The organism is Lacticaseibacillus manihotivorans DSM 13343 = JCM 12514 (assembly GCF_001435035.1).
In the GTDB taxonomy this organism is placed as follows: Bacteria; Bacillota; Bacilli; order Lactobacillales; family Lactobacillaceae; genus Lacticaseibacillus; species Lacticaseibacillus manihotivorans.
Map to the genome: position 1 here is coordinate 1 of NZ_AZEU01000196.1, position 14,427 is coordinate 14,427.

Genomic DNA, 14,427 nt, shown 5'->3' on the forward strand with positions numbered 1-14,427 from the left:
TTTTATTTTGTCTGAGTGCTAACGATAGTGGCTAACTTGATTGTAAAACGCGGGAAGCATTTAAAAATCCGCGGTCCCACATCTTTTTCAGGTGTGAGGCCGCGGATTTTTTGCGTTTAGTTATAACTGGTGGCGATGATGGTGTTACTGCCATCTTTTGGCCCTTGCGCTGACGAGCCGAAACTCCCGAAGTTGGCCACGGTTAACTGACCTTTTGAGTTAATGACGAACAACCCAACTTCTTCAGTCGAATTAGGATCGGCGTTAGTGCCGTAATGGGCATTGGTGTAGGCGTGGTTGACTGAAACCTCGATACTAGATTCACCGAGCTGATCGGTTGAAAACGTCCAGTCAAAAGCATCGACGGTGTATTTGGCATAAGCCGGCGCTTGTTTTTGCAAGTTATGTAAGATCCAAGTTTTAATTTGCGGCTGGGTCAGATTTTTGGTGTTGACGCTGGTAGCATTCGAACTTGCTGATGCATCGCTTGGCGTTTGACCGTTAACGATCGTGGTGAACGCCGAGCTGACCTGTTGATTGCTGGTTTTCTTGACCGTTGCTGGCATGCCCGCTTGTTGGACGACCCAGGCTTGTCCAGTCCCGTCAGGCATAATGGCAAATAAATATAAGATCGTGTCATGGGTATCGACATAGGCGGCGACAATGTTAGCAGCATCTCGACTGAATTGGCCTGCGTTTGGCATCCAGTTGACGCTTTGCTTGGCGCCATTCAACGTGACTTCTGGATGATCAGCATAATATTGCGCGAGATCCAGGCCAAACCATTGTGGCGCTGCGTTTGTTTGCCACTGAGTGTAAGCCTGATTCATTTGACTGCCAAATGTCGTCATAAAGTCGAGCAAGCGCTGATTTTGCGTGGCGCTCCATGCTAACGTTTTAGTACTGCTACTGCTGGCACTGGATGATTGACTTGATGCCGTTTTGCTGGATGTCGATTTTGATGAGGATTGTTTTTGACTGGATTTGGTCGACGAACTGCTAGACGCTGCTTGTTTGGTGCCGGCGCCACATCCGCTGAGTAATACCAAAGTCCCGACTAACATGAGCCATGATCGTTTCATTTTGAGCCTCCAAAGTTTGTTCTGATTCACTTGTGATTATGTGGTGGCTTGTGAAAGACAACAAGGTTGAAGGGTAGAAATCACTTAAAACGACACCCTCTGTCGTTTTCTTTGGTGAAAGTGACGAATAACGTCGCAGCGCGAAGGTTTTTATGCTTTTGCAGTCACAAACAAGCGTATCGTTTCAGATTGAAAAACATCAAACGATTTTGAAGGCGTGAGCATTTTTCTCGGCGAAAAGAAATCCCGATCGGCCATGGCGATCATCGTGTTAAATCAATTGCCACAAAAAAATTGCGGAAGAGTAAGTCAAAAAATAACAAGTGCAAAGTGAGTTTGCAGCACAAGCAAATACATACCGTTTTAGAAACTGGTTTAAGTCAACATATTCTCGATGTTGGGGTGACTCCAGATCGGGAAAACTTGGCCAAAGGGCGCAAACATTGGTAATGTGATCCGGATCGTTGGTCTGGCTGCATTGGTGAACCTCGTTTTGGATCGCTTGCAAAATAAAACCGTATGCCATTGCCTTTCAAGACAACGCATGCGGTTTTATTTGGTCAAGCACAACAAATCCACGAAACAGTTGCCCATTTCGCAGACTTGTGGCTTTAACGCCGATTTGATTACGTTCATACAGTTTTCTTACAACTCAAGTACGTTTCTGCGAGCCTTGGCTTCTTAGGCCTTAACCACTTTGGTCGCTAATAGGCTTTGCACTGCCTTTCGCGCACAGACGTCGACTGGCTTCCCACGTTACCGTGAGGGTGGTTCACCCGGCGGTTGCTTGGTTTGAGTCCACAACGGGGACCCTTCTATGCCGGCACTCTGGAACTGAAGATCTAGCGGCGCTCGACAGTTAAGCCCAGTCGCTACGGGATTGTCTTCACAGTTTAGCGGGCACTTCCGCCCGTCGCGAAGTGGTACGGGTGACCTGCGCTAAGCCGCTCACTCCTCATGGATATCGTCATCATGATAACGCCTTCAAAAGATAAAAGCAAGTATTAATAGTGAGAAACATTTGTAAATGTTTGGTATCTTTTAAGTAAAAGGGTCAACGGCACGATTGGCGTGGCATGAGGTGCAAGTTGTGCAGTCGGATTTTTTTGGTCTAGACACTGAAAATGTGTTAAGGTATTTTCAAGGGGGAAAGCGTATGCAGGTCGTCAATGATTTTTTGCAATACTTGCTGGTCGAGCGGCATTACTCCGCTGAAACCAAGAAGGCTTACCAAGAAGACATCGATGATTTCGTCAATTTTCTCAAAGCCAATGGCGGTTTTAAGGACTTTGCCCATGTCGATCACTTGGATGTGTCCACTTATCTCACCGAATTGTCCAACCGCAAGCTATCGCGCGCCAGCGTTGCCCGAAAAATGAGCAGCTTGCGCAGTTTTTATCGTTATTTGATTCGAATGGATCAAGCCAAAAGTGATCCCTTTGAACTGGTGGAAACGCGCAAAAGCCATCACCATTTGCCCGATTTTTTCTATGAAGAAGAAATTCAAAGCTTATTCGCGACAGTTGACGGGGATACGCCGCTTGATCAACGCAACCGCGCTTTGTTAGAAGTGCTGTACGGCACAGGCATTCGGGTCAGCGAGTGTGCGAACTTGACGTTGTCGCAGATTGATTTCGACTTGGAATTGTTGCTGGTACACGGCAAAGGCAACAAAGATCGCTATGTGCCATTTGGCTCGTACTGTAAGCAAGCCTTACACACGTACTTAGATGATGGGCGCATCACCTTGATGGAAAAGCTCGATCAACAACACGATGCGGTATTCGTCAATCAACATGGTCGGCCGATCACATCACGGGGCATTGAGTACATTCTTGATCAGCTGATCAAAAAAACCAGTTTGACTTCTGGTATTCATCCCCATATGTTGCGACACTCTTTTGCCACGCACTTACTGGATCACGGTGCGGATTTGCGATCTGTCCAAGAATTATTGGGGCACGCAAGCTTGTCGACGACCCAGATCTACACCCATATGACCACAGAACATTTAAAAAATGACTACATGAAGTATTTTCCCAAACACAATTAAGACTTGAGACGGATGTTTGTGACAGCTTGTCACCATATACTAGTCACATTCACAATTTTCGGAGGTAATCTTATGACAACCATTGCAGCAGTAAGAAAAGACGGTCGTACCGCCATCGCCGGTGACGGCCAAGTCACTATGGGCGAAAAAGTGATTTCCAAAGGTAACGCCCAAAAAGTCCGGCGCATTTTCGGCGGTAAAGTCGTGATCGGCTTTGCTGGCGGGGTCGCAGATGCTTTCACCTTGCAAGACTGGTTTGAAAAGAAGCTTGAAGTTCACGCCGGCAACTTACGTCGCGCCGCCGTCGCATTAGCCCAAGACTGGCGCAAAGACCCAACTTTACAAAAACTTGAAGCCTTGATGATCGTCATGGATGAACATGACTTATTAATGGTTTCTGGTAACGGTGAAGTCTTAGAACCAGACGAAGATGTGGTCGCCATCGGTTCTGGTGGTAACTACGCGCAAGCCGCCGCGATGGCGATGATCCGCCACACTGATCTTGATGCCAAGCAAATCGCCAAAGAAGCCGTCGACATTGCTGGTTCGATCGATATTTTCACCAACCACAACATTATCGTTGAAAGCTTCGATTAAACCCAGAGCGAAGCTGAACGGGCTTAGCAATCTGGGTAGCCTAGCGCTGAGGTTTACGCCTGGTTTTGGCGTGAAGCTCAGTGCGTAGCTATCCATGGTTGCATTGTTCAGCGTAGCTCGACGACAGAAAAGTAAATCAATCACACCTCACAAATCTGAGAGGAGTCCCTCACATGGTCAAAACCCCAAAAGAAATCGTTGCCCAACTCGACGCTTACGTCATCGGCCAAGATGATGCCAAAAAAGCCGTCGCAGTGGCCTTATATAACCGTTATCGTCGTATGCAGTTGTCAGAAACCATGCAGCGCGAAATCACGCCAAAGAATTTACTCATGATCGGACCTACCGGCGTCGGGAAAACTGAAATTGCCCGGCGTTTGGCTAAGGTCGTTAACGCGCCTTTTGTTAAAGTGGAAGCCACCAAGTTCACTGAAGTTGGCTATGTTGGCCGCGACGTGGAATCCATGGTGCGCGATTTAGCTGATGTGGCGGTCCAAATGGAAGAAGCCAAGCAATTTGAAGGCGTGCGTGCCCGTGCGACTCGCGAAGCGGACAAGCGCTTGGTCAAATTACTCGTGCCCGCCATTAAAAAAGAAAAGAAATCCAATAGCAATCCGATGGCTGACATGATGAGCATGTTGCAAAACATGCAAAATGGCGAAATGCCACAACAAAAGGTCGATGAAGGTGAAGTCACTGACGATATCCGCAATCAACGTTTGACCGTTGCGGAACAACTGGAAAAAGGCTTGCTCGAAGATCGCGAACTTCAAGTCACGGTGGCTGATGCTAAGAAACCGACTGGCGGCAACGACATGTACGGGCAAATGGGCATCGACATGGGCGAAATGCTTGGCAACATGATGCCGCAAAAGAAAGTCCAACGCACGATGACCGTCAAAGAAGCCCGCGAAGTCTTCATCAAAGAAGAATCCGACAAATTGGTCAACCATGCCGATATTTATCATGATGCGATCAAGTCGGCGGAAAACAACGGGATCATTTTCATCGACGAAATTGATAAAATTGCCAGTGGCGACAAGCGCACCAGCGGAGAAGTTTCCCGCGACGGCGTGCAACGCGACATTTTGCCGATCGTTGAAGGCTCAACCGTGAACACCAAATACGGGCCATTGTCCACGGAACACGTGCTGTTTATCGGGTCAGGTGCCTTTGCGACGGCTAAGCCTTCTGACTTGATTCCAGAATTGCAAGGGCGCTTCCCGATTCGGGTCGAACTCAAAGATTTGACAGAAAACGATTTCGTGCGTATTCTAACAGAGCCGGACAATGCGTTAGTTAAGCAGTACATGGCTTTGATCGGCGCCGATGGGGTGCATGTCACCTTCACCAAAGAAGCCATCGAATCCATCGCGCAAATCGCCATTCGTGTCAACCGCGACACCGACAATATCGGCGCGCGGCGTTTGGCCACGATTTTGGAAAAGCTGCTTGAAGATGTATTATATGAAGGGCCGGACATGGGCCTCGGCGATATCACCATCACCGCCAAGTACGTCGACGACAAGATCGGCAATATTGCCGCTGACAAAGACATGACGCGGTTCATTTTATAATTTAAATTTCCCACAGGGGTATATGGTAAAGGAAGTCACAACATGGCACAAACATTGAAGAACGATTTTTTGACGGTCACCATTGATGAACATGGTGCCGAAATCACCAGCATCATCAACAACCACACCGGCCAAGAATATAATTGGCAAGCAGATCCCAGTGTGTGGAAGCGGCACGCGCCAGTATTGTTCCCAATGGTCGGTGCTTTGAAAAATGACACTTACCAATATGATGGTGAAACTTACCATATGACCCAACACGGCTTTGCCCGCGATATGGAGTTTGAAGTGGAACAAGCGACACCTACGTTTGTGACCTTCTTGTTGCAAGACTCTGAAGCCACCCGCAAAATGTACCCCTTCGTGTTCAACTTGCGCTTGACTTTCACCTTGACCAACAATGTCTTAGATGTGACTTACCGCGTCGACAACCCAGATGAAAAAGATCCGCTGTACTTCGGCATCGGCGGCCATCCTGGCTTTGTGGTGCCATTGTCTGAAGACACCAAGTTTGAAGACTACTATTTGGAATTCAAACCGCGTAAATCTCGCGTGCAAATTCCATTGATCGCAGGCGAAGGTATCGATTATGAGCACCGCACGTTGGCTGCGACTGACGTCAACCAACAACTTTCCCACGAATTGTTCAAAAATGATGCGATCATTTACGAACTCAAAGGGGAAACCATTTTCTCCATTCGTTCCGAAAAAACCCGCCATGGTGTGGAAGTGACCATGCCAGATGCCCCTTACATGGGCGTTTGGAGTCCATACCCAACGGAAGGCAACTTTGTTTGCATCGAACCTTGGTGGGGGATTGCCGACACCATCGACGCTGATGGCGACTTCACGCATAAGCTCGGTATCAACAAGCTCGAACCTGGCGAAGTGTTCGATCATGGGTATTCCATCGCGATTTTCTAAAGCTTGATACAAGTACAGCCTCCTCAAATTGAGGAGGCTGTTTTTTACGGTTTCAACATGTTAGCTACCGCTAGCATTGCCCCACCGATTGCCCCGTCTAAAGGCTGAAATGGTTTGACCATGACAAGTTGGGCAGCAACGGCGGTGAATTGAAATTGGTTTTGATCGAGATAACTTTGCAGGAGATGGGATAATTCCGGCTGATCAAACAGCTTGCCGTGCACGATCATGCGCCGGGCGTCGATCAACAAGGCCACATTGTTGAGCACTGCTGAAAGTGAACGCACGGCGCGAGTCAATAAGTTGATAATGCCAGGGTCGCCGAGTTGATACGCAGTGATTACCGTATCGATATTGATCTGTTCCGGCTTTTTGACCAATTGCCGTAAAGTGGAATCAGGGGAATGTTGATAAAGCACGCGGGCTTTTTTGACCAAAGATTCATGACTGGCATAAGTTTGCAAACAACCGTGACGCCCGCAATCACACAATTCGCCTTCAGGATTGACGATGGTATGCGAGATTTCGCCCACGGCAAAGTTTTTCGTGCCGTACATTTCGCCATTGTGGATGGTGGCGCAAAATACCCCGCGAGCGACATGGACGTATACGAAATTCTCACCGTCATGATTTTTGCCGATCAAACTTTCCGCCAAAGCTTCGCAGTTGACGTTGTTTTCAAAATAGACTGGCATCCCCAGCGCGGCAATCACCGGTTGTAAATCGAAAAAGGACCACGCCGCGTTGCTGGAAGCGATGCGCTGTGTCGTTTCAATGTAGTGGCCTGGCAAGGCGATACCACAAGCAATCGGATGATGGGCAGTATTCTTTTTGAGAAAACGTTGTAGTCGACGGATCAAATGCGTTTGATCTAAAAACTTGCGATCGTAAGGTGTTGGGTGGGTGATGACTTGTTGCGCCAAGACGTGACCTAAGCGATCAGTCAAAGCAAAACTAAAGCTATCTGCGGTTAATTCCACGCCTAAATACACTGCGCCGCCACTGGCAATCGTCAATTGCGTTTGGCGCGGGCCAGGATGATGCGTCGGCATGGATTCTAAGCCGGCTTCTTCAATGATGGCTAGTTCAAGTAGCAAGGCTGAATCACGACTGACAGTGGCCTGCGTGATACCAGTCAGCTTGGCTAATTGGGCGCGCGACTGTGGTCCTTTGCGATAGAGGACTTGGAGTAATTGGGCACAGCGTTTTTGTTGAGTGGGTGATAATGAGCCAATTTTGCTATTAGTTGTTTTAAACATGTATTAAGCCTTTTTCTTAACCGCAGAATGATTGCACAAAGCAAGCGTTCCCATTAACATAGAAAGTGTTGAAAGGCATGGTGAAACTCCTCCCAGATCGTGATACACCCATTGTATCATGCCGCCATGGCCTTTCTCCTAAAATCGAAAGGATGAAATTCAATGGTTAAACGTTTAATTTCCGCTGATACCAGCGATATGTTAGCAATGAATGGCGCCCAGCTCAAACAAAGCATCAAAGCGTCTGAAGGTCGCGTGATCTTGTCAGAAAACGTGGTGGTGCATGAACCGATGGATGGCATCACCACCAGCGAATATGCCGCAGCGTTTGGCGCGGATCTGATTTTATTGAATATGTTTGACGTGTTGAATCCGCTGATCGTGGGGTTATATTCTGGCGAAGACTCATTGGCTACGGCAAAGGTTCATCACGATGGCGAATCCATCCATCGCTTGCAAAAGTTGGTCGGTCGTCCGATCGGCGTCAACTTGGAACCTGTCGACGCCAATGCCGATATGGCTGAAGATCGCTTGACCATTGCGCCTGGGCGGACGGCAAGCGTTGAGACATTGAAAGCTGCCGAAGCATTAGGCTTTAACTTTGTCTGCTTGACTGGCAATCCTGGCACTGGGGTCACAAATGCCCAAATCGCCGCTAACATCAAAGTGGCCAAGTCCGTATTTTCCGGCTTGATCATCGCCGGTAAAATGCATGGTGCCGGCGTCAATGAACCAGTGGTATCTGTTGAAGCAACGCAAGCGTTCTTAGATGCTGGTGCAGACGTGATCTTGGTACCAGCAGTCGGCACTGTGCCAGGCTTTGATGAAGCTGAGCTCAAAGAAATCGTGAAGCTCGCGCATGCTAACGGCGCTTTAGTGATGAGCACTATCGGCACCAGTCAAGAAGGTTCCGGTGCCAGCTTCATGGAACAAATCGGCATTCGTAACAAGATCTGCGGCGTGGACATTCAACATGTTGGCGACGCCGCTTGGGGGGTGATCTCACCAGAAGATACCATTTTTGCTTTAAGCAAGGCGATCCGCGGACAACGCCATACTTGCAACGCATGGCCCGCTCGATTTATCGCTAAAAATTGAATCGGTTTGCAAAACCAGCACTGGCAGCTTCGGGGGAAGAACTGCCAGTGTTTTTTTGGACGAAAAAAGGCCAGGCACAAGCCTGACCTCATCAATTTATTTTTTCCGATGATTTCTCAAATACAATCCCAATCCAAACGGCACCATATTTTCTGTACCGGCTTTGATCCGAGCGAAGTTTTGCTTGTGGCGGATCAAGAACACCATCCACAAGGCACAAGCGACAATGGTCAATAACCAGTCATGCCAGAATAAACTGACAAACGTGACGATGCCCATGCCGACAGTTGACGCAATCGACACCATCGATGTCAAAATCACCAAGCTGATAAATATTGCACAGCAGACCAAGAAAAATTTCCAGTCATAGGCTAAGCAGATCCCAGCTGAAGTGGCCACGGCTTTGCCGCCTTTAAAATGGATGAAAATCGAGAAGGTATGGCCAGCCACTGCCGCTAAGCCCACGATCAACACCAACCAGTGCTGCTCAATGCCAAAGAAAATCGGCAAACTAGCGCCAAGCGTGCCTTTTAAAATGTCCATCACCAACACGATTGAGCCGCCGACTGGGCCTAACACCCGATAAGCGTTAGTCGTGCCGATATTATGCGAGCCAGATTGGCGAATATCTTGGTGAAAGAAGGCTTGGCCCACCCAAACCCCACTGGGGATGGAACCAATTAAGTATGCGAGTATAAAACATAGGGCGATTGTCAAAAAACTGCCCCTCCTTTGTTGCAGACCCAAGGGGTACCGCGTATAGTCGTGTTGCTATTGTAGCATTTTTTTGACGATTGCGAAAACGACGCGTAAAATAGTTTAGGCTTGCGAAGTCTTGATCCATTGGCCTGTCGAACTCCGCTCCTGTGAGCTAAGTTGGACAGGCCGCGGGATTTATGGGAAATCGCTTTAGTTTCCTGGCTCACAAGTGTACATTAGTAACATGTTGTAAAGAGAGGAAGAATTGAATGGATACGCAAAGTTCAGCTTACACGGATTCATCGATCCAGGTGCTGCATGGGCTCGAAGCCGTGCGCAAGCGTCCCGGGATGTACATCGGCTCCACAGATGCCCGAGGCTTGCATCACCTCGTTTATGAAATCGTTGACAATGCCGTCGATGAAGCCTTGGCGGGATACGGCGATAAAATTAAAGTCACCATCCACAAAGACAACTCGATCACGGTACAAGACCATGGTCGCGGGATGCCCACGGGGATGCACGCCAGCGGCAAGCCCACCATTGAAGTCATTTTGACGGTGTTGCACGCTGGGGGTAAATTTGATCAAAACTCGTATAAAACCTCAGGCGGCTTACACGGGGTCGGCTCTTCTGTCGTCAACGCCTTGTCAGAAAGCCTCACGGTCCGAGTCGTTCGTGATAAGCATGCGTTTGAAGAACACTTCATCGCCGGCGGCCACCCAGATGGCGGTTTGCAAAAATTAGGCAAGGTCAACGAACCTAATGGCACGACCATTACCTTTAAACCAGATCCTAGCATTTTTACCACCATGGTGTACTCCTTTGACACTTTGGCGGAGCGTTTGCGTGAATCCGCGTTCTTGTTGAAGAACATCGAAATTTCGTTGACGGATGAACGGACCGATCGCGTGGAGATCTACCATTATCCGGATGGGTTAGTCTCATTTGTTAAATACTTAAATGAAGGCAAAGATACACTGTCTGACGTCTTCAACTTTGAAGGCGAAAAAGACGGCGTAGTGGTGGATTTTGCCGGGCAATATAACGACGGCTATTCCGAAAACCTGATTTCGTTTGTCAACAACGTGCGCACCACTGATGGTGGGACCCATGAAGTCGGCTTGCGTTCGGCGATGACCCGGGCGTTCAATGATTTCGCCCGCAAAGTCAACTTACTCAAAGACAAAGATAAGAATCTTGAAGGCTCAGATGTCCGCGAAGGTTTAGCTGGTGTTTTGGCCGTGCGCATTCCAGAAGAAATTCTGCAATTTGAAGGCCAAACCAAAGGCAAGCTCGGCACCCCGCAAGCGCGTTCCGTCGTGGATGCGGTGGTTTACGAACAGCTCAGCTTTTATTTAATGGAACAAGGCACCGCAGCGCAAGAATTAGTCCGCAAAGCCGTTAAAGCCCGAGAAGCCCGTGAAGCTGCTCGCCGGGCACGGGACGATTCTCGCCATGGCAAGCGCAAGAAGAAAGACACCAGCTTGCTTTCTGGTAAGCTGACGCCTGCCCAATCTAAAAACGCCAAGAAGAACGAATTGTACTTAGTCGAAGGGGACTCTGCCGGCGGCTCGGCTAAACAAGGCCGTGATCGTAAATTCCAAGCGATTTTGCCGTTGCGTGGGAAAGTGTTAAACACGCAAAAGGCCAAACTCGCCGACATCACCAAAAACCAAGAAATCAACACGATGATCTATACCATCGGTGCTGGCGTTGGTGCAGAGTTTGACATCGATGCCGCCAACTACGATAAAGTCATCATTATGACCGATGCGGATACCGATGGCGCGCATATTCAAATTCTTTTGCTCACCTTCTTCTACCGCTACATGCGCCCATTGATGGATGCCGGCAAGGTTTATATCGCCTTGCCACCGTTGTACCGCCTGCAAAAAGGCAAAGGCGCCAACATTCAAATCGCCTATGCATGGACTGACGAAGAACTCGAAGCCGAAACCAAGAAAATGGGCAAAGGCTATACGCTGACACGCTTTAAAGGGTTAGGTGAAATGAACGCCGATCAATTGTGGGAAACCACGATGAACCCAGAAACCCGGACCTTGATTCGCGTGCGTGTGGAAGATGGCGCATTAGCTGAACGCCGCGTGACCACCTTGATGGGTGACCGTGTGGAGCCCCGGCGGGAATGGATCGAACAAAACGTCGAATTTGATCTCGATGATGACGGCTCGATCCTCGAAACCAAAACCGTTGATCATGCCAACATGCAATTTGGTGCCAGCAAGATCAAACAACAATTGCGAAAGGGGAAGCGTAAGTAATGGCCAATCAAATCCAAGAAATGACTTTGGAAGAAGTCATGGGCGAGCGCTTCGGTCGCTATTCCAAATACATTATTCAAGAACGCGCGTTGCCTGATGTGCGCGATGGCTTAAAACCCGTTCAACGTCGCATTTTGTTTGCGATGAACGAAGATGGCAACACCTTTGACAAAGGTTTCCGCAAATCCGCCAAATCCGTCGGGAACGTCATGGGGAATTACCATCCCCATGGTGATAGCTCGATTTATGAAGCGATGGTGCGCTTGTCTCAAGACTGGAAACTGCGCGCCCCGTTAATTGAAATGCACGGGAACAATGGGTCTATGGACGGCGATCCGCCGGCTGCGATGCGTTATACTGAAGCCCGGTTGTCTAAGATCTCCGCAGAAATGCTCAAAGATATCGACAAAGATACCGTCGATATGGTGTTGAACTTCGATGATACGGCGCAAGAGCCTACCGTGTTGCCAGCAGCGTTCCCTAATTTACTCGTCAACGGTGCGACTGGGATCTCCAGTGGTTACGCGACGGACATTCCGCCGCATAACTTGCGCGAAGTGATCAACGCGATTTTATATTTGTTGAAGCACCCTGACGCCGATCTCGACGCGTTGATGAATTTTGTCCAAGGACCAGATTTTCCCACCGGCGGGATCATTCAAGGCTTGGCCGGCATCAAGCAAGCCTATCAAACTGGTCGCGGTAAAATCGTCGTGCGCTCGCGGACGCATGTGGAAGACTTACGCGGTGGCAAGCAACAAATCGTTGTCTCCGAACTGCCATATGAAGTTAATAAAGCTGACCTCGTCAAAAAAATTGACGAAATTCGCGTGGCCAAAAAAGTCGACGGCATCGCTGAAGTGCGCGATGAATCCGATCGTTTTGGCTTAAGTGTGGTCATCGAACTCAAAAAAGACGCCAACGCTGAAGGCATTCAAACTTACTTGTTCAAAAACACGGACTTGCAAGTGACCTATAACTTCAACATGGTGGCCATCGCTGACATGAAGCCTAAGCAGCTCGGCCTCAAGCCGATGCTTGAAGCTTATATCAAACACCGTCAACAAGTCGTCACCCGTCGGACGCAATATGATTTGGCCAAGGCTCAAGCACGCGAACACATTGTCCAAGGCTTGATCAAAATGATCTCCATTTTAGATCAAGTGATCAAAACCATTCGTGGGTCGAAAGATAAAGCGGATGCTAAGAAGAACTTAGTCGCAGAATACGACTTTTCGACGGCGCAAGCAGAAGCCATCGTCTCCTTGCAACTGTATCGCTTGACGAATACGGATATCACCGCACTCGAAGCTGAAGCCGCACAATTGGCCAAAGCCATCGCCGGCTATCAAGCGATTCTCGGTGACCCAAAGACTCGCGACCAGGTAATCGAAACTGAACTCGCAGCCATCGCCAAGACTTACGGGGATGACCGCAAGTCCACGATTCAAAACGAAATCGAAGCCTTGGAAGTCGATACCACAGTCACCGTCGCTGACGAACGCGTGATGGTACTAGTTTCGCGTGACGGCTACATGAAGCGCTCGTCCTTGCGCAGTTATCAAGCCGTCGATGCCTCGGATAACGGCCTGAAAGAAAAAGACTTTCCAATTTTCGATCAGGAAATGGGCACCTTGCAGCACTTGTACATCATCACCAACCACGGCAATGTGATCTATCGCCCAGTGCATGAAATCACTGACGCGCGTTGGAAAGATGCCGGCGAGCATTTATCCCAAACCGTTGGCATCGACGCAGACGAACAAGTGATCGCAGCCTTTGGTTTTGATGACTTAACCCAAGCAGGTAACTTTGTCTTAGGTTCAAGCGACGGCTACATCAAACAAACCGCCTTGGCGGACATGCAACCGCAACGTAACTACAAGAGTCGCCCAATGGTGGGGATGAAGCTCAAAGCCAAAGATGCCGTCGTCACCAATGCTTACTTTGTTGAGCCTGAGTCTAAGCAAACCGTCTTTGCCGTGACTAACCAAGCTTATGGCTTGCAATTTGCCTTAAGCGAAGTCTCAGTGATTGGTGCGCGCGCTACTGGGGTCAAGAGCATTGACCTCAAAGATCAAGACTTCGTGGTGAACTTTATATTAGCCGATGATCCTGAAAGTACCGAAGTTGGCATTTTGACCCAGCGCGGGGCCTTTAAGAAAATGAAGCTCAAAGAAATGGGCGTCGCCACTCGTGCGCGTCGTGGCTTGATGGTGCTGCGGGAGCTCAAGAAAGCCCCACATCGCATTGTCGCCATGAATGTGGTCGATGACAATACCACGTTGACTGTCTTAACCGATAACGATACGTTAGTGCCACTGGATCCAAATGCCAGTCCTGATGGGGACCGTTACTCCAACGGCTCGTTTGTGATCGATACGGAAACCCAAGGCGTGCCAACTTATGTACATGCCGAAACCATTATCGATTTACCAAGCGCTGAGAACTAATGTGTTGATGAGCAGTCCTGATTGAATTCAGGGCTGCTTTTTTGATTTCAGTCGGAGAACCTGCTCATAGACCGAACCCAGCATTGAGATGATATTTTTCAGTGATGGATGATGTGAAGGCGTGATTTAGTTATTGCGTGCGCTGCAGAAAATTTGTGAAGCGAGCTAATAGCAATATTGCTATACTTTGAATGTTAGGATGAATTGAGGAAAGTAGGCTCAGTGTTGGCAAATACAGGATTGCGCCTCGTGAAGTCAGGCGGGCTTTAGGCAAATGGATGACTGGTCAAAACGAAAGGGGAGACAGTAATGGCTGACTTTGATAAATTAAAAAAACGAATGGATGCACTAGTCCCTGTCAAGTTGACAGATGAAATATTATAAAGTTAAATCTGTCTCT

At 48.6% G+C, this 14,427-nt stretch carries 9 protein-coding genes and 1 pseudogene; 7 read left to right on the forward strand and 3 right to left on the reverse strand.

Going from position 1 to position 14,427, the window contains the following annotated elements; genetic code table 11:
* Window positions 1–116: 116 nt before the first annotated feature.
* Window positions 117–1,082, reverse strand: coding sequence for a DUF4767 domain-containing protein (locus FD01_RS10815; RefSeq protein ID WP_056964260.1), 966 nt, complete (start codon window positions 1,080–1,082; stop codon window positions 117–119).
* Window positions 1,083–2,238: 1,156 nt separating this feature from the next.
* Between FD01_RS10815 and xerC the strand changes: the two genes are divergently transcribed.
* The 4 genes from xerC to FD01_RS10835 all read left to right on the forward strand — a co-directional run bounded on the left by xerC (window position 2,239) and on the right by FD01_RS10835 (window position 6,233).
* Window positions 2,239–3,135 carry a tyrosine recombinase XerC gene (gene xerC, locus FD01_RS10820; RefSeq protein ID WP_056964262.1) on the forward strand — a complete coding sequence of 299 codons (897 nt, stop codon included), beginning with the start codon at window positions 2,239–2,241 and terminating at the stop codon, window positions 3,133–3,135.
* A gap of 72 nt (window positions 3,136–3,207) precedes the next feature.
* Window positions 3,208–3,732: an ATP-dependent protease subunit HslV gene (gene hslV / locus FD01_RS10825; RefSeq protein ID WP_056964264.1), complete on the forward strand. Its 525-nt coding sequence runs from the start codon at window positions 3,208–3,210 to the stop codon at window positions 3,730–3,732.
* A gap of 173 nt (window positions 3,733–3,905) precedes the next feature.
* Entirely contained in the window at window positions 3,906–5,309 is a 1,404-nt protein-coding gene (gene hslU, locus FD01_RS10830) for an ATP-dependent protease ATPase subunit HslU (protein ID WP_056964266.1), read from the forward strand.
* 42 nt (window positions 5,310–5,351) lie between these two features.
* The gene (locus FD01_RS10835; protein WP_056964268.1) at window positions 5,352–6,233 is read left to right on the forward strand and encodes an aldose 1-epimerase family protein; all 882 of its coding nucleotides are present in this window, start codon (window positions 5,352–5,354) and stop codon (window positions 6,231–6,233) included.
* 44 nt (window positions 6,234–6,277) lie between these two features.
* On the opposite strand, the gene FD01_RS10840 is transcribed toward FD01_RS10835, so the two are convergent.
* A complete protein-coding gene (locus FD01_RS10840) occupies window positions 6,278–7,492 on the reverse strand; it encodes an ROK family transcriptional regulator (protein WP_056964270.1) in 1,215 nt (404 codons plus the stop codon).
* 162 nt (window positions 7,493–7,654) lie between these two features.
* Between FD01_RS10840 and FD01_RS10845 the strand changes: the two are divergent.
* Window positions 7,655–8,583: pseudogene (locus tag FD01_RS10845) on the forward strand (DUF7916 family protein).
* A gap of 103 nt (window positions 8,584–8,686) precedes the next feature.
* Here the strand turns inward: FD01_RS10845 and plsY are convergent.
* Window positions 8,687–9,307, reverse strand: coding sequence for a glycerol-3-phosphate 1-O-acyltransferase PlsY (gene plsY, locus FD01_RS10850; protein WP_054718019.1), 621 nt, complete (start codon window positions 9,305–9,307; stop codon window positions 8,687–8,689).
* Between the two features lie 251 nt (window positions 9,308–9,558).
* Here plsY and parE point away from each other — a divergent pair, with 251 nt between their 5' ends.
* Together parE and parC are read left to right on the forward strand one after the other, a co-directional pair.
* Complete coding sequence (parE, locus tag FD01_RS10855; RefSeq protein ID WP_056964272.1) at window positions 9,559–11,574, forward strand: DNA topoisomerase IV subunit B; 2,016 nt, start codon at window positions 9,559–9,561, stop codon at window positions 11,572–11,574.
* A complete protein-coding gene (gene parC / locus FD01_RS10860) occupies window positions 11,574–14,027 on the forward strand; it encodes a DNA topoisomerase IV subunit A (RefSeq protein WP_056964274.1) in 2,454 nt (817 codons plus the stop codon). Before parE ends, parC begins: the two co-directional genes overlap by 1 nt.
* Window positions 14,028–14,427: the final 400 nt, after the last annotated feature.